This window comes from Micromonospora sp. RV43 (genome assembly GCF_001029515.1).
Taxonomy (GTDB): domain Bacteria; phylum Actinomycetota; class Actinomycetes; order Mycobacteriales; family Micromonosporaceae; genus Micromonospora; species Micromonospora aurantiaca.
In genome coordinates this window covers 1-18204 of sequence record NZ_LEKG01000164.1, presented here as the reverse complement: position 1 = coordinate 18204, position 18204 = coordinate 1, and the positions used below count along the sequence as shown (strand labels likewise).

Annotated in this window: 22 protein-coding genes and 1 tRNA gene; 11 read left to right on the top strand and 12 right to left on the bottom strand. The window is 69.3% G+C overall.

What is annotated here, in order from left to right; all coding sequences use genetic code 11:
• Positions 1–2569, top strand: a 2569-nt coding sequence (locus ABD52_RS37680) for an FG-GAP-like repeat-containing protein (RefSeq protein ID WP_200905258.1), incomplete at its 5' end; no start/stop codon positions are given.
• Positions 2570–2828: 259 nt separating this feature from the next.
• On the opposite strand, the gene ABD52_RS38635 is transcribed toward ABD52_RS37680, so the two are convergent.
• Complete coding sequence (locus ABD52_RS38635) at positions 2829–3122, bottom strand: hypothetical protein (RefSeq protein ID WP_082171415.1); 294 nt, start codon at positions 3120–3122, stop codon at positions 2829–2831.
• Between the two features lie 52 nt (positions 3123–3174).
• Here ABD52_RS38635 and ABD52_RS29585 point away from each other — a divergent pair, with 52 nt between their 5' ends.
• Positions 3175–4206, top strand: a complete 1032-nt coding sequence (locus ABD52_RS29585; protein ID WP_235437594.1) for a nucleotide kinase domain-containing protein — start codon at positions 3175–3177, stop codon at positions 4204–4206.
• A gap of 60 nt (positions 4207–4266) precedes the next feature.
• The gene (locus tag ABD52_RS29580; protein WP_047893929.1) at positions 4267–4578 is read left to right on the top strand and encodes a hypothetical protein; all 312 of its coding nucleotides are present in this window, start codon (positions 4267–4269) and stop codon (positions 4576–4578) included.
• Here the strand turns inward: ABD52_RS29580 and ABD52_RS29575 are convergent.
• The 4 genes from ABD52_RS29575 to ABD52_RS29560 are packed head-to-tail and all read right to left on the bottom strand — an operon-like array spanning position 4553 to position 6982.
• Positions 4553–5338 (bottom strand): hypothetical protein, encoded by a 786-nt coding sequence (locus ABD52_RS29575; RefSeq protein WP_047893928.1) that lies wholly within the window; start codon positions 5336–5338, stop codon positions 4553–4555. The genes ABD52_RS29580 and ABD52_RS29575 overlap by 26 nt on opposite strands.
• Positions 5335–6282 (bottom strand): ImmA/IrrE family metallo-endopeptidase, encoded by a 948-nt coding sequence (locus ABD52_RS29570; RefSeq protein WP_047893927.1) that lies wholly within the window; start codon positions 6280–6282, stop codon positions 5335–5337. Before ABD52_RS29570 ends, ABD52_RS29575 begins: the two co-directional genes overlap by 4 nt.
• Positions 6279–6695, bottom strand: a complete 417-nt coding sequence (locus tag ABD52_RS29565; RefSeq protein ID WP_047893926.1) for a helix-turn-helix domain-containing protein — start codon at positions 6693–6695, stop codon at positions 6279–6281. The genes ABD52_RS29570 and ABD52_RS29565 overlap by 4 nt, the downstream gene beginning before the upstream one ends.
• Positions 6692–6982 carry an acyl carrier protein gene (locus ABD52_RS29560; RefSeq protein ID WP_047893925.1) on the bottom strand — a complete coding sequence of 97 codons (291 nt, stop codon included), beginning with the start codon at positions 6980–6982 and terminating at the stop codon, positions 6692–6694. Before ABD52_RS29560 ends, ABD52_RS29565 begins: the two co-directional genes overlap by 4 nt.
• Before the next feature lie 115 nt (positions 6983–7097).
• Here ABD52_RS29560 and ABD52_RS29555 point away from each other — a divergent pair, with 115 nt between their 5' ends.
• On the top strand, positions 7098–8597 hold the full coding sequence (locus tag ABD52_RS29555) for a nucleoside triphosphate pyrophosphohydrolase family protein (RefSeq protein ID WP_235437595.1): 1500 nt from the start codon (positions 7098–7100) through the stop codon (positions 8595–8597).
• A gap of 728 nt (positions 8598–9325) precedes the next feature.
• On the opposite strand, the gene ABD52_RS29550 is transcribed toward ABD52_RS29555, so the two are convergent.
• Positions 9326–9397: transfer RNA gene (locus ABD52_RS29550), tRNA-Val, on the bottom strand.
• A 50-nt stretch (positions 9398–9447) separates the two neighbouring features.
• Complete coding sequence (locus ABD52_RS29545; protein WP_200905257.1) at positions 9448–9987, bottom strand: TIGR02611 family protein; 540 nt, start codon at positions 9985–9987, stop codon at positions 9448–9450.
• A gap of 274 nt (positions 9988–10261) precedes the next feature.
• Here ABD52_RS29545 and ABD52_RS29540 point away from each other — a divergent pair, with 274 nt between their 5' ends.
• A complete protein-coding gene (locus tag ABD52_RS29540) occupies positions 10262–10693 on the top strand; it encodes an SsgA family sporulation/cell division regulator (RefSeq protein ID WP_007457244.1) in 432 nt (143 codons plus the stop codon).
• A 75-nt stretch (positions 10694–10768) separates the two neighbouring features.
• Here the strand turns inward: ABD52_RS29540 and ABD52_RS29535 are convergent, their stop codons facing one another.
• On the bottom strand, positions 10769–11545 hold the full coding sequence (locus ABD52_RS29535; RefSeq protein WP_013474586.1) for a glucose 1-dehydrogenase: 777 nt from the start codon (positions 11543–11545) through the stop codon (positions 10769–10771).
• A 187-nt stretch (positions 11546–11732) separates the two neighbouring features.
• On the opposite strand from ABD52_RS29535, the gene ABD52_RS29530 reads away from it, so the two are divergent.
• On the top strand, positions 11733–12650 hold the full coding sequence (locus ABD52_RS29530; RefSeq protein ID WP_047893922.1) for a helix-turn-helix transcriptional regulator: 918 nt from the start codon (positions 11733–11735) through the stop codon (positions 12648–12650).
• 7 nt (positions 12651–12657) lie between these two features.
• Positions 12658–13113, top strand: coding sequence for an Rrf2 family transcriptional regulator (locus tag ABD52_RS29525; RefSeq protein WP_013284925.1), 456 nt, complete (start codon positions 12658–12660; stop codon positions 13111–13113).
• Position 13114: 1 nt separating this feature from the next.
• On the opposite strand, the gene ABD52_RS29520 is transcribed toward ABD52_RS29525, so the two are convergent.
• Both ABD52_RS29520 and ABD52_RS29515 read right to left on the bottom strand, forming a co-directional pair.
• Complete coding sequence (locus ABD52_RS29520) at positions 13115–13726, bottom strand: malonic semialdehyde reductase (RefSeq protein ID WP_013284924.1); 612 nt, start codon at positions 13724–13726, stop codon at positions 13115–13117.
• Positions 13723–14286 carry a flavin reductase family protein gene (locus ABD52_RS29515; protein ID WP_013284923.1) on the bottom strand — a complete coding sequence of 188 codons (564 nt, stop codon included), beginning with the start codon at positions 14284–14286 and terminating at the stop codon, positions 13723–13725. Before ABD52_RS29515 ends, ABD52_RS29520 begins: the two co-directional genes overlap by 4 nt.
• Before the next feature lie 373 nt (positions 14287–14659).
• Between ABD52_RS29515 and ABD52_RS29510 the strand changes: the two genes are divergently transcribed.
• Together ABD52_RS29510 and ABD52_RS29505 are read left to right on the top strand one after the other, a co-directional pair.
• Positions 14660–14839, top strand: coding sequence for a DUF4236 domain-containing protein (locus ABD52_RS29510; protein WP_013284922.1), 180 nt, complete (start codon positions 14660–14662; stop codon positions 14837–14839).
• Positions 14840–14951: 112 nt separating this feature from the next.
• Positions 14952–15470 carry a potassium channel family protein gene (locus ABD52_RS29505; RefSeq protein ID WP_013284921.1) on the top strand — a complete coding sequence of 173 codons (519 nt, stop codon included), beginning with the start codon at positions 14952–14954 and terminating at the stop codon, positions 15468–15470.
• Here ABD52_RS29505 and ABD52_RS29500 read toward each other — a convergent pair.
• Positions 15436–16338: a hypothetical protein gene (locus ABD52_RS29500; RefSeq protein ID WP_047893921.1), complete on the bottom strand. Its 903-nt coding sequence runs from the start codon at positions 16336–16338 to the stop codon at positions 15436–15438. The genes ABD52_RS29505 and ABD52_RS29500 overlap by 35 nt on opposite strands.
• A gap of 48 nt (positions 16339–16386) precedes the next feature.
• Positions 16387–16908, bottom strand: coding sequence for a VOC family protein (locus ABD52_RS29495; protein ID WP_013284919.1), 522 nt, complete (start codon positions 16906–16908; stop codon positions 16387–16389).
• A 50-nt stretch (positions 16909–16958) separates the two neighbouring features.
• Between ABD52_RS29495 and ABD52_RS29490 the strand changes: the two genes are divergently transcribed.
• Both ABD52_RS29490 and ABD52_RS29485 read left to right on the top strand, forming a co-directional pair.
• A complete protein-coding gene (locus ABD52_RS29490) occupies positions 16959–17429 on the top strand; it encodes a MarR family winged helix-turn-helix transcriptional regulator (protein WP_013284918.1) in 471 nt (156 codons plus the stop codon).
• Positions 17430–17477: 48 nt separating this feature from the next.
• On the top strand, positions 17478–18204 hold a 727-nt coding region (locus tag ABD52_RS29485; RefSeq protein ID WP_235437593.1), incomplete at its 3' end, for a tetratricopeptide repeat protein.

The window sequence follows — 18204 nt, the reverse complement described above, 5'->3', positions numbered from 1 at the left end:
GCCCACCCCCGCCGAAGGCAGCACCCAGATCGGCAAGTCCTTTCCCATCACCATCTCGCCGCCGACCACCGGCACAACGCCGAGCGGCTACCTGTACCAGCTCAACGCCGGCCCGCCCAGCAACCTGCCCGCCACCAACGGCAGCCTCACCATCAACATCACCCCGACCCGCTTCACCAATTCCCTGACCGTCACCAGCCTGTCCCCCGGCGGCAACATCGGCGACAACGCCGTGGTCACCTTCAACTCGACACCGGCCGCCTACGCCGCAGACGGTGACTTCACGGGTGACGGCAACGCCGACCTGGTCACCGCCGGCGCCAAGAACGGCCTCGCACCAGGCCTGTGGCTCGGCGCCGGGGCCGGAATCTCCGGCGTCAACCGAATCGGCACCAACATCGGCGCCAGGGGCAACGGTGTGTTCCTGACCGGACGCCCGACCGACTTCAACGGCGCGCAGATCCTGCCCGGACGCTTCGCTGGCCAAGGCTTGCAGGACGTCCTCGCCTACTACCCCACCGGCACCCACGCCGGGGAAGCGGTCATCCTGCGGGGCAACGGCGACGGCTCCACCATCCAGGCACAACTCGACGGCACCTACACCGGCATCAACGCCGGCACGTTCATCGACAACCAACTCCTCAACCCGCTGCAACTGTCCAACGCCGGACACCGCAGTGGCCTCGCCTACCCCGACCTGATCGGCATCACCGGCGACGCCAACGGCTACTACCTGAACTACTACCCCAACTTCGACGGCATCGGCGGCTACGGCCAGGTCGACACGCTCGCCGCCCAGACCACTCCGACAGGCGGCTACGACTGGAGCACCTGGACCATCACCTCCGCCCTGACCCCCACCGGCACCGGCCTGTTCCTCTGGCAGGCCACCACCGGCAAGCTCTACCTCTGGAACAACCTGCGCTACGACAACGACGGCACCTACACCCTGCACTACACCCAACACCTGCTCAACAGCAGCTGGAACACCGGCAAGTCCCTGACCCTGCAGGGCGGTGACATCGACGGCGACGGCACCGGGGACCTCTGGACCATCGACGCGTCCGCCAAGGTCACGCCTTGGCTCGTCACCGGCCTCACCACCGACGTCGGAGTCATCACCGCCTCCACCAACCGAACGTTGATCACCGCCGATCACGCCTGGCCCTTCAACAACGCGGACGGCGGACCCGTCAGTGGCAGCAACGTCGCCACCGACGACGTCAGCACCCTGCCCGCCACCGGGGCGGGCAACGCCGCGTGGAACAGCGGCGACGTGTTCAGCCCCAACGTCACCCTCGACGGCATCAACAGCACCCTCACCACGGCCGGGCCGGCCGTTGCCACCAACGCCGACTACACCGTCAACGTCTGGGTCAAACCCACCGCCACCGGCGGCACCGTCATCTCACAGGACGGCGTCAACACCGCAGGATTCAGGCTCTGGGCCGAAGCCTCCGACGCCAGCTGGCGAGTCGGCATGCCCCGCACCGACGCCACCACCGCAACCTGGGACACCGCCGCAGCCGCGGCCGGCAGTGTGCAAATCGGCGTCTGGACCCGCCTCACCATCTCCTACCAGAGCACATCCGGACGACTCGGCCTCTACGTCAACGACGTCAACGTCGCCACCGCCGTTCACCCCAACGGATGGAACGCCACCGGCCCACTCCGCATCGGCGCGCACAAGAACGGAACAACCAGCTACACCGGCTACCTCCAGGGCCAGATCAGCGAAACCCTCGCCTGGAAGAGCAATGTCAGCCCTGCCCAACCCATCCCAGCCGGCCCTCAACGCGACTTCAACAGCGACGGATACCCGGATGTCATGGCCCGTTACAGCCCGAACAAGAACATCTTCCTCTACAAGGGCAACGGCGCCATGTTCAACCCCAGCTACACCACCATCGGATCCGCCTGGTCAGGATTCGACATCATCTTCTCCCCCGGCGACTTCGACGGCGACGGCACCACCGACGTCATCGCCCGCTACACCCCCACCAAGGAGCTCTACCTCTACCGAGGCACCGGAAGAGGAAACTTCCAAACCGGATACACCGTCATCACCTCGAGCATGGCCGCCTTCGACACCATCTTCTCCCCCGGTGACTTCGACAGTGACGGAGACGCCGACATCATCGCCCGCAACAGCACCACCAAAGAGCTCTACCTCTACCAAGGCACGGGCGACGGACGAGTCCAAAGCGGCTACACCGTCATCAGCTCCAGCTTCGCCGCATTCGACAAGATCTTCTCCCCCGGAGACTTCGACGGCGACGGCCACCCCGACATCATCGCCCGCATCAACACCACCAAAGACCTCTACCTCTACCGAGGAAGCGGCAGCGGACGGATCCTCTCCGGCTACACCACCATCGGCTTCAACTGGGGCAGCTTCAACCACATCCTCTCCGTCGGCGACTTCAACATGGACGGCAACACCGACGTCATCGGCCGCTACAGCCCCACCGGCGACCTCTACCTCTACCAAGGCAACGGCACCGGCCGATTCAAACCCAGCTACACCATCATCGGATCCAACTGGTCAGCATTCGACCTCATCTTCTAGCTGAACTTCGGACCCGGCACGCCTGATGAGATCGGGCGCGGCCAGACGATCGAGGGGTGGACCGCCGAACGCGCGGCCACCCCTCGATCGATTCCGTGCCATCCACCAACCCGCCAACGAACAACCCGAACGGGCAGATCCGAAACCACGGTTCGTCGGCCCGCCTCGTCCTCGCCGCAGCCCGCCGAACCGCATGCGGCTCAAGGAGAAAGCCCGCACGAACCGACCCAACCGCCAGCCGCGAAGCAGGGGGACACGGTCACGCCGCTGACCGCCGCCGGCCGCGCCGTGGCGAGGTGGGCAGGTCGTCGGACGGCGGGGCCACCGCAGCCAGGTCGCCAACTTGCAGGCCACCCAGGTATCGGCGAACGACCTGGGAAAGAGCCTCGCCGTTGAGGTGCGCGTCGGCAACTAGGGCCGACAACAGCTGGGCCCGGCTGACCGGGACTCCTTCAGCTGCCACCAGCGCGACGAGCAGATTCAGATGATCATCTACCTCAGCGGGCCACTGCACTGAGGTCGTCCGACGTGGCGAGTCTTTCAGCAGATCCACGCGTCACCTCGCTCTCTACCCATCAGAAGTCTATCTAATATATAGTAGCTACATGAAGCAGGCCGTACTCGAGCACGAGCGAGAGCTTCCGCCAGCAGGTGGTCGAGAGGTCATCGTGGCAGGCCGCCTGCTGCAGCCGACGGCGGTTTTCGACACGTACTGGCGCTTTGCGGTCGCGCGGCAGAGCATCTACCTGGCGCGACTTCGAGGGGCCCCGGCACCGTGGACCACCGACCCGATTCTGGGCCGGCACCGCTTCACGAACTGCTACCGCGCTGCCGACCGCGTGAGCCAGTACCTGATACGGGACGTGATCTACACAGGCGACCAGGCGTGGGAGGAGGTCTTCTTTCGAACGGTTCTGTTCAAGTTGTTCAACCGGATCTCGACCTGGCGCGTCCTGGGTGCCGGTCTCGGACTTCCGTCTTGGCGGGACTACCGGTTCGCCGACTACGACGGCATCCTGACGGAGGCTTTCACGGCGGGTCAGCGACTGTACTCGGCTGCCTATGTGATCCCGCCGCCGCAGTTCGGCGAGGCTCGCAAGCATCGCAACCATCTGCGGCTCATTGAAGCGATGATGACCAGCGGTGTGCCCGAGCGCCTCCAGTCGGCCGAAAGCATGCGCGAGGCCTTCAGCATCTTGCGGGCACTACCCGCCTTCGGCGATTTTCTCGCCTATCAGCTCCTCATCGACCTGAACTACACGTCCACCCTCGGCTTCGACGAGATGGATTTCGTGGTTGCCGGCCCCGGAGCGCGCGACGGCATCCGGAAGTGTTTCGGGCCCGCCGCTCACGGCATCGAGCAGGACATCATCCGCTACGTCGCAGATACGCAAGAGGAACACTGGTCGCGGCTAGGCCTGACGTTCGACACGCTCGGCGGCCGGCGGCTGCAGCTGATCGACTGCCAGAACCTGTTTTGCGAGGTCGACAAGTACGCCCGTGTCGCCCACCCCGACGTTGCCGGAATCAGCGGGCGCACTCGGATCAAGCAGTCCTACCGCTACGCCCTCGAACCAGAAGCCCTGACTGCGTGGTTTCCACCAAAGTGGGGCATCAACGGTCGGCTCGATCAGTGACGCCGCCGCCCGACGCCGCAGATCCCGCCGGAACGTCTATCTTTTCTGCTCAAGGAGCGCATGATGCCGCAGAACCCGCTGACCGAGGTTGAGCCGTCGTATGCGCATGCCGTGACGGTCCTCGCGACCGCGCTGGACAGCTTGGGTGCCCGCATCTACCGCGACCTTCACATCGAGAGCACTGACCTCGCTGCCCGCGGCGTCGACCCCCAGGTGACGGCGATGCTCACCAGCTTCTCCACGTACGCCGAGGACTGTCTCGCGGTGCTGGACGACCCTGCGGTCCGAAACGCCCTCGATGCTGCGATGGCTCACCGACCGGCGCGAGCACGACTGTCCGGATGTCTTACCGGACGGACACGCTCGGTGTGAACTGTTTGATGATGGCCCGGACCGGCAGGATTGGATTCTCCAAGCGGACGAGCCCAGCCACGACGGTAAGCTGACCAACCTGGAGGTTCGTCTGCTGGGCAACGTAGGCGAGAAGCCGACCGAGGCCGAGGTAGTTGCCGTACCCGCGCTCGAGCAGGTACTGGCTGCGATAGGTCGCGAGTAGGTGCAGCCGTTCAGTCGTGTCGAACTGGAATGAACAGTGGCTCAGGCACGGAAAGGCCATGGGGCTGTTGTCGGTCCCAGGAGCGTAGATCTGAGTGGCCGTGGTCTGGGAGTCGTCCCCGCCGGCGATGCCGACCTCATACCGGGCTCGTCTCGGGCCAGGCGTGCGGCGTTCGATTCCGACTCGGTCGATGACGGCGCCGATCTGATCGAACGGGCCGTTCTTGGTGGGGTAGTGGATCAGTCGGCTGAAGTAGGTGGCACCCCGCTCGTTCTTGGGAAACCTCCGCAAGACCGGCAGGATCCGAAGGTACCGCTCGACGAGTTCGGCATGGTTCTGGCTCGAGGCGGCGATGCCTGCCGGGAAGATGGTGTTCGCGACCGTCTCGATGGTCTGCAGATTCCCACTCCGCAGAATCTCGTCGACCGCCGTCCTGGTCTCGGGGTTCTCGGCCACCGGGTCGTCGATGTGCACGACGGCGTGGAATGCCTCCCGGCGGGGCTGGGCGTCAAGCTGCGCTGCGGCGGACAGCCACGCGGTGGAGACATCGGGGGCTTGCACGGTGATGATCGTCATCGCCCCGCCCTCACGGCTGGTCCGATCATGATTGGTGCTCGTCGACTCGCGATGAGGCCCTCACGCGATGGCGGTGTCGCCATCAGGGTGACTGACCACTGCTCCGAGCCGCTGTCGGATGTCAGTGTGAGTGTCGATTCAGTGGCGATGTCGTCGACGATGTCGAACTCTGCTCCCTCTCCCGGCATGACCGTCTGCGGTTCGACGCGCATCGTGACCCCGACGGGACCGGTGAAGGTCGGGGACGAACCGAGCCACGGGGCGCGGACGATGAGGCGATCGCCGCGATCGACCGGCAGCCGGCAGCCCTCCGTCAGGCCAGTCAGATCCCATACACGTGCCGGGAGATCACGGCGACGACCACACAGTTGGGCGCGCAGTCGCGCTGGCGGGATGCCCGCCCAACCGCTACCGACGCCTGGTGGAATCATCCGGAGACTCCCGAGGTGGCGCAGCGTACCCCGGTATGACGTGCCCAGGTGCAGCGACAGTTGGTAGGCGTCCATGGCCTCTCGCGGCACGTCGAGGCCGAGCCGTATGAGGGTCGTCTTGACGGCGGGGATGGGCATCAGGAACCACGCCGCGAACGCCTCGGCCTGTTTCTCCTCATCGGACCACTGCGTGCCTCGCGAGGAGGCGAAAGGGTCGAGGCCCTCGGCCACGCAGTTGCCGTGACCCATCTCCGCGTGGCCGAGTTCGTGGGCGGCCGAGTGACGGATCGTCGCCTCGCTCATCCTGCTGTTGAGCAGGATGCCACCGTGCCGACCTGGTTGCGGTGGGACAAATGCGCCGAACAGGTTCGGCATGTCCTGGCCCATGACCATCAGGCCCGACAGTTCGAGGGCCTCGAAGGCGTCGACGTACTCATCCTCGGAGAGCCCGAGCCGGCGGCGCAAATTAGCCGCGGCGATCCCCGCGACTCGGTGAGCCATCAACCAGTTCATGATGCGGCTCCACGGTTGTCCGGGTTGGTTCGGTCGTCGTCCTCCGCGTCCGCCTGGTAGGACAGCTCAAGAAACGCCGCGAACTTCATGACCTGATCGCGGTCCTCCTGCTTGAGGTTGGTCAACCGGCGGGCCAGGCCGATCACGGCGTGTTCGGCGGGGACCGCGTCGAGGTCCTCGTCCAGGAAGTAGCTGATCGGATAGCGATACAGCCGCGCGAGTTTCTTCAACTCAAAGCTGTCGACCCGTCGGCTGCCACGCTCGATCTCGCCGATGGCGGTTCGCGGTATCCCGGTCTGCTCGGACACCCACTGTTGAGTGAAGTTGAGGTACTCCCGAACGTCCTTCAGGCGCTCGCCGAGGACCCCCCACTCGCCGGAGCGCCCCGCCTCCGGCCTTGAATCCGTCTTCATGGCTGACTCCGTTCCTCAACGGCGCAGGCGAGACGGACGACTTCCGCGAACGCACGCACCGACCGTGTTGACCGCGCGGAGTCGACATCTGCCGGCACCTCGACGCCGAACTCGTTCTCAACTTTGACCAAAATCTCGACGATGCGAAGCGAGTCGATCGGCATCTCCCAGCCCTGCTCCTCGAGAGCGTCGCGCACGTCCCCCTCGGACTGCCCACACTCCTCGGCCAACAGTCGGATGACCACATCAACGATCGCCTCGACCGTCGGACTAGCTGTGTGCTGCACGACCCTCCCCGATCATGTCGAAAAATCCATCACCGTGGCCGAGAATACCACACCTGTGCGATACTCGGACTCGATGTCGGAAATTCCGCCATCGACACGAGGAGATCGCGTGGAGATGAAGGCGTACCAGCGCTCGGCGATCAAGACCGTCCAGGCACCCCAGACCGGCGAGAACGCTCTCGCCGTTGCGCTGTTCGGTCTCGCGGGAGAGACCGGCACGGTCCTGACCCACTACAAGAAGCATCTGCGCGATGGGCCGGCCGACCGGGCGTTCCGCGTACGAATGCGTGAGGAGCTCGGCGACGTGCTCTGGTACGTCTCCGCCGCGGCCCATCACCTCGGGCTCGACCTCGAGGACATCGCCACGGCGAACCTCAGCAAGATCACCGATCGCTGGCGGCACACCCCCGCAGAAGCCATCCCGTTCGACTCTGGCCACGACGACCACGAACAACTTCCTCGACGCGCCCAGTTCGTCTTCACCCTGACCAAGGGCCCGAACGGCCGCGAGACCTCGGTCCTCACCCTCGACGGCGCCACGGTAGGCGACCCGATCACCAACGCGTCCCACATCGCCGACGGGTACTGCTTCCACGACATCTTCCATCTCGCCTACGCCGCCGTGCTCGGCTGGTCCCCCGTCATGCGATCCCTGCTCAAACGCAAGCGCCGCAGCAACCCCGAGACCGACGAAGCCGAGGACGGCGGGCGCGCCATCGCCATCGAGGAGGGCATCTCGGCCCTCGTCTTCTCCTACGCCAGCCGACACCAGTACCTCGACGGCAAGAACCACGTCGACAACGACCTGCTCGACGTCATCCATGGCATGGTCGCCCACCTCGAAGTCGGCGCCCACCGCGCCGCCGACTGGGAGAAAGCGATCCTCACCGGCTTCACCGCCTGGCGCGCCCTCCGCCGGCTAGGCGGCGGCACCGTTCACTTCGACCTCGACACTCAGACCCTGACCGTCGTCGAACCCGAGGCCCCGACTACGCCCAGCGGAGACGGCCCCCAAGCCCGTGCATTCAAGGACGTCGTCACCCGTCTGCATCGCGAGAAGGACGCCGCCTACGGCAACTCGTGGAAGCGTCGAGGGGAACTGATCTCGATCCTGGCCAACATCGCCCGCAAGGTCGACCGACTTCCCCACGTCGCTGCCACCGCCTCGTCCACCGCAGACGAGAGCGCTCTCGACACCGTGATCGATCTCTACGTGTATGCGCTGAAGTACCAGACATTTCTCGCAGACACCGACCCTGCCCTCTTCCCGGAGATCCTCCCCGCGCGGCCCGACGGAATCCTCTGGAGCGACGGCCCCGACGGTCTCGAACGTCTCCTCGCCGCCGCCGATCTCTCGTTCCTCGACGCTGACGAGCACCAGCCGATCGCCGACCTGGTCGACTCCATCGAGAACACGTTCGCGGCCCTAGACGATTGCTGCGCCAATCTCGATCGGATGGCACCGCCACCTATCCGAGCCCGCCACGCCGGCGCCCTCGCAGACCGATCCGCACACCTCATCGCAGCCCTCAAGGTTCTGCATCCCAACCTATTTGATCAATTCGTATCTGCCTGGCAGAAGCGGCATTCAGGCCCCGACGGTCAGGACGCGTAGGACTGTCTCCCCGGCGGGAAGCCGGCGCAGCCAGCCGGTCCCGGCAAGGTCATAGGCGGGCTGGTAGGAGGCCGCGTTGAGGCAATGGCGAATCAGGGATCACCATTCTCGGTCATTCGCTGGCAGCGCGGGCGGCCTTGCGGGCAGCGGCGCGCCAGTCGGCGATCGTCTCGGTGACGTCGCCGAACAGCACGCCCGGCTGGATAGACATGCCGGGACTAACCAGCGTGTCGAGCAGCGTCGCTCCGGTGTACGCGCCGATGACGGCGATCTCGACGACCGCGTCACCACTTCTTCTAGCGGGTGCCGGGACGCGCTGCCTTGCGCATGAGGGCGTTGATGGCCAACGCCCTCATGCGCGACACATCCCGCGCACCGCCTTGGCGTTCTGGCCTCCCGAGGTACGTGGGGTGCTCCGCCGTTCGAGCTGCTGCGACCGGCGACCCGCACGTCCTCCTCACGCACGTGGGGCACTCCGGCCAGCTGCCGGCGCTGCACTCGCTTCGGACCGCAGGAGAAGTGTCCAAGCTGGTCGCGGGTGGAGTTCACCGACAATCGACCCGAGTGAGCGGGCGCCGACGAGCGCTCACCGAGGACTGTAGGGGGTGCCAGGCGGCCATAGGGCGGGGGCGCCATGCTCCCAATCTGCTCCCAATTTAAGGGGCAACAGCGGCGAAGCCCGTTACCGGTTGTCCGGTAACGGGCTTCTGACCTGCGTACATGCACGGTGGGCGATACTGGGATCGAACCAGTGACCTCTTCGGTGTGAACGAAGCGCTCTCCCGCTGAGCTAATCGCCCTCAGCGCGCATGACTCTACCCGATCACCCGCCCGGACCAAAAACCGGCCCTCAGTGCGTCGCGAGGTAGTGCAGCGCCTCCGCCACCACGTCGATACCGAAGCTGTACTTGAGCGACAGCCACACCACCACCGACACGAACGCGAGCCCGACCGCCCCGAGCACGAACCGCACACCCAGCGACCGCATCTTCACCCAGCGCGTCCAGGAGTTGACGTGCCGGCGGGTGAACGCGAGCAGCCGTCGCGCCCAGTGGAACTCGACAGCCCAGACGCCGAGGCCGGCGATGACCAGCAGCCAGCCGGGCCCGGGCAGCGGGATCAGCGCGATACCGACTGTGACGACGATGGCGCCGAGGATGCCGATGAAGATCTTCAGGGCGACGCGGCCGGTGGGGTTGGCGCGGATCAGGTCGAGCGTGGTGTGCAGGCGCAGCCGCCAGCCCCTTCGCCGCCGGCGCCGCTCCATGAGAGCGCCTTGCGACCGCCCTTCCACCGGCACCTCGTACCCCCGACTTTCGGCTGCTCGGGCCGCACCTTTCGGCGATTCGGCCGTGGTCCGCGACGTCACCGAGGAGCCCCTCGTGACCATTTCCACCCCCCAGTGTCGCGCGGGACCGTCACCCCTGCTCACGACTGGACGTTACCGGAGTAAGTCGACGACTGAACCACCCGTTGCCGGGCGGAACGACGGAGTGGGCGGAACCGGAAATTCTACGCGGGGCCACGCGGTCCCGGGGGCTTTCGGAACCCCTTCCCACCACTGGGTGAAGTCAGCGTATGGCGGAGCGTAGCCAGGAGCAGCACCTGAGTATGGGAAAAGCGGGACACGCGCGTTCCGCAGCGGTGCCGGGGGGAGAACGTCCATGAGTGTCATCCGACCGACGACCGTAGAGGTCGAGACGTCGCTAAGGCTCGTCGCGCCTGACGCCACCGCCTTGCCGGTGCGTGCCAGCCTGCGTTACGACCCTGCTGACCCGTATGCGGTCCATGTCCTGTTCCATGCCGAGTCCGCCGGCGGCGAGGCGGTGAGCTGGTCGTTCGCACGCGAACTGCTGGTCACCGGCCTCGACGAGCCAGCCGGCATCGGTGATGTGCGGGTCTGGCCGTGGGCCACCCCGCGCGGCGACTTCGTCGCGCTGGCGCTGTCGTCGCCGGACGGCAACGCCCTGTTCGAGGTTCCGCGCAGCGTGCTGGTGCGCTTCCTGCGCCGGACCTACGTCGTCGTCCCGCGCGGCCGCGAGGCCGAGCACCTGGACGTCGACACCGCGGTGAACCGGCTGCTGGCCGGTCGCTGACACGGCGACACCCGGGGCCGCGCGGATCTGCCGAGTCCGCGCGGCCCCGGGCCGTCTCCAACCGGGGGTACGCCCTCAGCCGCGCGTGGTGATCCCGCCGTCGACCGGGATGACCGCTCCGGTCAGGTACGCGCCCGCCCGCGACGCCAGGTAGATCGCGGTGCCCGCCATGTCCTCGGGGCGGCCGATCCGGCCCAGCGGCACCTGCTGCTCGATGGCCGCGCGCGAGTCCGGGTCGTCCAGCGCGAACGCCATCATCTTGCTCTCGAACGGTCCGGGCGCGATCGCGTTGACTGTGATCTGCTCGCCGGCGAGCTGGTGGGCGAGGCCGCGGGTGAGCATGTGCACGGCCGCCTTGGTGGCGGAGTACGCGTACACCTCCATCCACGGCACCCGGATGCCGTCGATCGACCCGATGTTGATCACGCGGGCCGGGTCGTCGGCGCCTGCTGCGGCGCGCAGCTGCGGCAGCAGCGCGGTGGTGAGCCGGAAGACGGCCTTGACGTTCACCGCCCAGAGCTTGTCGAAGGCGCCCTCCGGGTACTCCTCCAACGGCGCACCCCAGGTGGCGCCGGCGTTGTTGACCAGCACGTGGAGCCGGTCGTGGCGCTCCCGCACGGCCTCGGCGAGCGCCAGCGCGCCCGCGTCGCTGCCCAGGTCGGCGGGGATCGCCTCGCAGTGGCCCTCGGCGGACAGTTCCTTGGCGACCGACTCGCACACGTCCGCCTTGCGCGAGGAGATGATCACCCGGGCGCCGGCCCGGACGAAGCCCCGCGCGATCATCAGCCCGATCCCGCGTGAGCCGCCTGTGACCAGGACCGTCTTGCCGTCGACCGAGAACAGATCCGTCATGCCCATCCCATCGCCGTCTTCCGGCCGCGGGCCGGTCGGCCGGGGCCGCGTGGCCGGGTGCGGAGCGCACGCCGGCCCGGGTCTTACCGATCGGTAACCTAACCGTCCGGCTCGGCTGCCGACAAGAGCGGCCCGAGCGGGTGAAACCGTCGAGATGCAACGTGCGCGCGGGCCGGTTACCGTCGGGATGATGGTCACTACCGGTCAGCCCTCCCCGGCCACCCGCACCGGCCTGCCGGAGTTCCGCCCCGGCACCGACGAGATCGTCACCGGTGTGCTCGGCGACCTCGCCGCCGAGCCCGGCTGGCCCCGCCCGGTCCTGCTCGACCGCGATCTGCTGATCCTGGTCACTCACGGCCACGGCACCGCCGAGCTGGACTTCCGGCCCGTCCCCTGCCGTCCGGGCACGCTGCTGCGCGCGCATCCCGGCCAGGCGCTGCGGTTCGTCGGCGCCCAGCTCGACGCGACTGTGGTGAGCTGGCGGCCGGACGCGCTGCGCGGCCTCGACGTCGACCCGGACGCGGTGCCCGCCCACCGTCAGCTCGCCGGCGAGGACGAGGACGCGGTGATCAGCGAGGTGAGCCAGCTCGCCGTGGACGCCGACCGGCACGCGCTGGTACCGGCCGCCGCGGCGCTGCTGCGCCACCAGCTCGCCGTGCTGCTGCTGCGGCTGAGCCTGCTGCCGCACCCGGGCGACGGCGCGACGCCCCGGGCCGAGACGGAGACGTTCCGGCGGCTGTGCCGCGAGGTGGAACGCGGCTACCGGCACACCCGCCGGGTGGAGGACTACGCCGCCCAGATCGGCTGCTCGGTGCGTACCCTGACCCGGGCCTGCTTGGCGGTGACCGGCCGCAGCGCCAAGCAGGTGATCGACGAGCGGGTGGCGTTGCAGGCGTGCCGGCTGCTCGCCGCCACCGACGAGTCGATCGCCGCGATCGGCCGGGAGCTGGGTTTTCCCGAGCCGACGAACTTCGGCCGCTTCTTCATCCGCGAGGTCGGGGTGAGCCCGGGGACGTTCCGGGCCGAGCGCGAGCGCCCGCTGGCCGTCCGTCTGGTGCGACCCCGGCCGCCCGCCGACTCCCCCGTGCCGGGCGGCCAGGCATGATGGCACCGTGCAGATCTCCGCGCGCGGCGACTACGCGGTCCGGGCAGCCCTGAGCCTGGCCACCGCGTACCCCACCCTGCTGTCCACCCAGGCCATCGCGGCGGAGCAGGACATGCCGCGCAAGTTCCTCGAGGCGGTGCTGGCCGACCTGCGCCGGGCCGGGGTCGTCCGGGCCCAGCGCGGCGCCGAGGGCGGCTACACGCTGGCCCGGCCGCCGCGGGAGATCACCATCGGGCACGTGTTGCGCGCCGTCGACGGTCCGCTCGCGGGGGTACGCGGGCTGCGCCCCGAGGAGACCCGGTACGAGGGGGCGGCGGAGAATCTGCCCCGCCTCTGGGTGGCGGTACGCGCGTCGGTGCGCCGGGTGGTCGACGAGGTGAGCCTGGACGAGCTGGTCAGCGGCCGGCTGCCGGCGCACGTGCGCAAGCTGACCGCGCAGCCGGACGCGTGGGAGCCGCGCTGATTCACAGCGTGCCGACGACCTCCTCGTAGGGCAGGCGCGGCAGCCGTTCCCGCCAGGCGTCCGGCGCCGGGCGGCCGATGTTCATCAGCAGCAGCACCCGGTGCCGCCCGCCGGGGAAGAACTCGCGTTCCACGCCTGCGGCGTCGAATCCGGCCATCGGTCCGGCGGCCAGCCCGGCGGCGCGTACGCCGACCAGCAGGTAGCCGATCTGGAGCGCGGCGTTGAACCGGGCCTGCGCCTCCCGGCCGGCCGGGTCGCCGGTGAACCAGTCGCGGGCGCCGGGGCGGTGCGGGAACAGTTCGGGCAGCCGGTCGTGCCAGTCCACGTCGGCGGCGAGCACGGCGGTCAGCGGCGCGGTCGCCGTCTTGTCCCGGTTGCCGGCGCTGACGTACGGCAGCAGCCGCGCCCGTGCCTCGGCGGAGCGCAGCAGCAGCACCCGCAGCGGCTGGGCGTTCATCGCTGTCGGGCCGTACCGGATCAGGTCGTGGACGGCGCGGACCTGCTCGTCGGCGACCGGCTCGTCGGTGAACGCGTTGGCGGTGCGGGCGGCCCGGAACAGCAGGTCCTGGGCGGCCCGGTCGAGCGCGATCAGGTCGTCGGCGGCGGCGGTCACCACGCCTCGGGCCAGTCGCCGAGCGTGGTGGTGTAGCCGCCCCGATGGTGCAGCAGCGGGTCGCCGTCCTCGCCCGCGCCGAGCGCGAGCGGCTCGCCGAGCAGGATGGTGTGGTCGCCCGCCTCGATCCGGCGCACGACCCGGCACAGCAGCACTGCGAGCGCGTCGCCGATCAGCGGCACGCCGAACGGCCCGATGGTCCAGCCCGGGTGGGCGGTGAACCTGTCGATGCCGCTGGTGGCGAAGATCTGCGCGATCTCCTGCTGGCCGGAGGCGAGCAGGTGCACCGCGACGTGTTCGGCCTGCTCGACTGTGGGCCAGCTCGACGACGCGCGGCCCAGGCAGACCGAGACCAGCGGCGGGTCGAGCGACACCGACGTGAACGAGGTGGCGGTGAAGCCGGCCGGCGGCAGGTCCGGCCGCATCCGGTTGCCGCGCAGGCCGGGTGTGGTGACGACGGTGACCGTGGACGCCTGGCGGCGCAGCAGGCCGCGGAACGAGTCGACGTCGACCGGGCGCAGCTCGACGGTGGCGGCGCCGGGCCGGTCCACGGTGGTCACGACGCCGCCAGCTGTCGGCGCGACGGTGAGTGCAACCGGTCCACGAGAGCCTCCAGTCCAGGGGTAGCAGCGGCGGCACGGTGTTCTCTCCCGATACCCCCGGATGAGGGATGCGATGCGGGGCGACCAGCACTCATGCTGCCGACCGCTCTCCGCGCCGGTCAACGCCCTTCCAAAGAGTGAGACTTTCTTCGCTGGCATTGTTACTACCCGCCACCACCAGCATTTACGACTCCTTAACACCTACCCGTTGGATAGAGATTTTGCCGGGTGACGGTCCCACCGTCCAGAGCGGACCGGGCATGGTTTCGCGAATCGTCGAACCGGGCATGTTCCAGACCGCAGAGGCAGGGAGACGAAGGAGGCACCCCCGATGGGCGTCCAGTTCCGCAAGCGCAAGAAGTACGGACCGCTGATCCTCCACTTCACCCAGAACGGCTTCTCGTCGTGGAGCATCAAGATCGGCCGCTGGTCCTGGAACTCGAACACCCGCGCCCACCGCGTGGACCTTCCGGGGCCGCTGTCCTGGAAGCAGGACAAGACCCGGGCCTGACCACCCGGACGTGCATCGGGGCGCCGGCGACAACGCCGGCGCCCCGATCGTCGTACCGGCCGGGTTCGCGGTTCCGCCGACCACGGCGTCCCGGTGACCGGAGAATCGCCGCATGGCGGACGTGTCCCTGCGGCGGTTGCGACGGCGGGCCGTCGCGGCCTGCGCCCTCATGCTGGTCGGCTACTTCCTGGTGCCGGTCGAGGCCGATCCGAACGGCCTGCGGCTGGCCCTGCGCTCGATCGGCACGGCGGTCCTGGTGGGGGTGATCGCGTTCCTGGTCACCGGCCAGGTCCGCCGCCAGCTCGTCCGGGACCAGCCGACCGGCCGGGACGAGGACCGGGCGCTCACCCGGCTCGCGGTCGCGCTGATCGCCGGGCTGCTGGTCTTCGCGCTCGGCGACTACGTGGTGGCGAACACCCGGCCCGGCGAGTTCGTCGGCCTGCGGACCCGCGTCGACGCGCTCTACTTCGCACTCGCGACGCTCACCACAGTCGGGTACGGCGACGTGCACGCCCAGGGTCAGATCGCCCGGGTGGCGGTGTGCGCGCAGATGGTGTTCAGCATCGGTGTGGTCGCCACCGGGGCGTCGATAGTGGTCAAGCAGATGACCCAGCGGTCGGGACGGCGCTGATCGTCACGTCCCCGCCGAGCCGGCCGTGCTCCGGGTCGCGGGTCACCGCGCCCGAGGCGAGCAGCGAGGTCAGCGCCCGGTTGACGTCGGCGGCCCGGTAGACGGTCGAGGTGGTGGCGAAGCGGCGCAGCTCGGTGACCGTACGCGGGCCGGAGCGGGCCAGCTCGGCCAGCAGTTCCCGGCGCAGCGGACCGGGCTCGGGGTCGAGTGAGATGTCGAGCAGCCGGCCCTGCGGGTCGGCCGGGTCGCGGTAGCGCACACCGGCGTACTCGTCGACCGCCCAGAGCGCCTCCTTGACCGCCTCCAGCCCGTGGTCGGAGCCGGTGCCGTAGCCGAGCAGCCGCGCCGGGCCGTCCCCGTCGGGCACCAGCTCGACCTCGGTGACGAGCGGGAACCCGGCGTCGGTGAGCGCAGGGCGCAGCGACCGGCCGGGCGCGGTGACGAGCAGCAGTTCGGCCGGGCGCCCGGACGCGGCGGCGGCGAGCAGGGCCGGGTCCGGGTCGGCGCCGTCGGCCACTGTGAGCAGCGGCGCACCTGCCGCACCGGCCGCCTTGAGCGCCACCGGCAGCCGGTCCGGGCCGCCGGGCACGAGGTGCACGGCGACGTCGGCGGGCAGGGCGGCCTCGGCGGCGCCGAGGCGTACCGGCAGGTCGGTGCCGTCGTCGGCCACCACCAGCACGGTCAGCCGCCGCCCGCGCAGCCGGTCGGCGAACTCGGCCACCACCCGCAACGCCTCCTCGGCGCCGGTGGCGTCACCTCCGGCGTACGCGAGCGCGAGCGTGGCCCGCCGCGCCCGGTGCAGCGCGGCGGGGAGCCAGTGGTCGAGCCGGCGGACAAGCAGCTCGCGCAGGACGGCGTCGGTGGACATGGTGCCGTTTCTACCGCACGGCGCGGCGGGTCCGGCCGTGAACCCCGCTCAGACCGGGACGGAGATGCCCACGCCGCCGCGCGTCTGCCCGCCGTAGCGCTGCCGCTCGCGGTCGAGGTCGAGCCGCCCGATGCGGGTACGCGCGGCGAGCGCGGCGTCGTCCAGCAGGTCGGCCGGGACGATCCAGACGATCTCGAACTCCAGGCCGTCCGGGTCGCGGCCGTAGAGGCTCTTGGTGGTGCCGTGGTCGGACGCGCCGACCAGCGCTCCGGCGGCGGAGAGCCGCTCGGCGGTCGCGCCCAGCTCGTCGAGCGTGTCCAGCTCCCAGGCCAGGTGGTAGAGCCCGACGGTGGCCCGGCCGGCCTGGGACGCCCCGGCCGCCGCGCCGATCTCGAACAGCCCGAGGTCGTGGTCGTTGGTGGAGTCGGGCGCCTGGAGGAAGGCGGCGCCGCGGAAGCCCTCGGGCGTCATCGGGACCCGGCGGAAGCCCAGCACGTCGCTGTAGAAGGCGACGCTGCGCTCCAGGTCACTGACGTAGAGGACGGCGTGGTTGAGTCGGTGGATGCCCATGCCACCGACCGTACCCCGGTTTTGTTGAGCGTTCAACTATCGGCGCTATGATGGGCGTCATGACCCGGTGGCTGGACCCCGACGAGCAGCGGACCTGGCGCGCCTTCCTGACCGCCTCCCGGGCGCTGATGGAGACACTCGACCGCGAGCTGCAACACGACGCGGGCATGCCGCACGCGTACTACGAGATCCTTGTCCGCCTCTCCGAGGCCCCCGGCCGGCGGCTGCGGATGAGCGAGCTGGCCGAGCTGACCGGCTCCTCGCGCAGCCGGCTGTCGCACGCCGCCGCCCGGCTGGAGGCGTCCGGCTGGATCCGCCGGGAGGACTGCCCCACCGACCGGCGCGGGCAGGTCGCCGTACTCACCGACGAGGGCTTCGCCACCCTGGCCGCCGCCGCGCCCGGCCACGTCGAGGGGGTACGCCGGCACCTGTTCGACGCGCTCAGCCCGGCCCAGGTCGACCAGCTCCGCCGGATCAGCGAGACGCTCGCCGACCACCTGACGGATTCGGGACCAAACTGATCCACTGCGGGTCTTGTACATACCGTCGCCGGACGAGCACGATGGGGCGTGTCCTCCGGCTTCGCTGACCTGACCGTCCAGGCGCACCAACTGGTGTCCGAAGGCGACCTCGACGGCGCGCAACGGCTGCTCGCCGACGCGCTCAGCGACGCGGATCCCCGACCCGGCAACGCCTCCCCCGAGCTGGCCGAGGCAGCCGGCCTCCAGGCCCGGGTGCTGGTCGCGCTCGGCGAGCCGCACTCCGCCCGTGGCTGGGCCGCGTTCGCGTACGCGGCAGCCACCCGGCTGTTCGGGCGCTCCGACGAGCGCACCGTCACCGCCGCCGCGACGCTCGCCGCGGTGCTGCACCGGGTCGGCAGCGACGCGCGGGCGGCCCGGCTCTACTCCGACGTCATCATCGAGCTGACCGCCCGCGACGGCCCGGAGTCGCAGCGGGTGCTCGCCGCGCACGCCGACCTGGCCACCGTGGAATACGCGCGCGGCCAGTGCGAGATGGCCCGCGACCGGTTGCAGGACGCCTGGGAGCTGCACCGGGAGGTCTACGGCGACGGTCACCCCAGCGGCATCAAGATGCTGGCGAAGCTCGGCGCGATGGAACGCGACTGCGGCCGGTACGCCGACTCGCACGAGCACCTGACGCTCGCCGAGGAGCTGTGCCGGCTGCACCTGGACTCCGACGACCCGCTCGCCGTCAACGAGCCCGAGTCGGCCTGGTGGTGGTACCCGAGCAACGACCACCCGAAGGACAAGGCCACCTGGGACGTCTCGGTGTCGG

Coding starts and splice junctions, on each gene's coding strand:
- ABD52_RS29585 (WP_235437594.1), top strand. CDS start 3,175: ATGAAGCAGGCCGTACTCGAGCACGAGCGAGAGCTTCCGCCAGCAGGT.
- ABD52_RS29580 (WP_047893929.1), top strand. CDS start 4,267: ATGATGCCGCAGAACCCGCTGACCGAGGTTGAGCCGTCGTATGCGCAT.
- ABD52_RS29495 (WP_013284919.1), bottom strand. CDS start 16,908: ATGGGCATCCACCGACTCAACCACGCCGTCCTCTACGTCAGTGACCTG.
- ABD52_RS29510 (WP_013284922.1), top strand. CDS start 14,660: ATGGGCGTCCAGTTCCGCAAGCGCAAGAAGTACGGACCGCTGATCCTC.
- ABD52_RS29555 (WP_235437595.1), top strand. CDS start 7,098: ATGAAGGCGTACCAGCGCTCGGCGATCAAGACCGTCCAGGCACCCCAG.
- ABD52_RS29565 (WP_047893926.1), bottom strand. CDS start 6,695: ATGAAGACGGATTCAAGGCCGGAGGCGGGGCGCTCCGGCGAGTGGGGG.
- ABD52_RS29490 (WP_013284918.1), top strand. CDS start 16,959: ATGGGCGTCATGACCCGGTGGCTGGACCCCGACGAGCAGCGGACCTGG.
- ABD52_RS29570 (WP_047893927.1), bottom strand. CDS start 6,282: ATGAACTGGTTGATGGCTCACCGAGTCGCGGGGATCGCCGCGGCTAAT.
- ABD52_RS29500 (WP_047893921.1), bottom strand. CDS start 16,338: ATGTCCACCGACGCCGTCCTGCGCGAGCTGCTTGTCCGCCGGCTCGAC.
- ABD52_RS29535 (WP_013474586.1), bottom strand. CDS start 11,545: ATGACGGATCTGTTCTCGGTCGACGGCAAGACGGTCCTGGTCACAGGC.
- ABD52_RS29505 (WP_013284921.1), top strand. CDS start 14,952: ATGGCGGACGTGTCCCTGCGGCGGTTGCGACGGCGGGCCGTCGCGGCC.
- ABD52_RS29540 (WP_007457244.1), top strand. CDS start 10,262: ATGAGTGTCATCCGACCGACGACCGTAGAGGTCGAGACGTCGCTAAGG.
- ABD52_RS29530 (WP_047893922.1), top strand. CDS start 11,733: ATGATGGTCACTACCGGTCAGCCCTCCCCGGCCACCCGCACCGGCCTG.
- ABD52_RS29575 (WP_047893928.1), bottom strand. CDS start 5,338: ATGACGATCATCACCGTGCAAGCCCCCGATGTCTCCACCGCGTGGCTG.
- ABD52_RS29545 (WP_200905257.1), bottom strand. CDS start 9,987: ATGGTCACGAGGGGCTCCTCGGTGACGTCGCGGACCACGGCCGAATCG.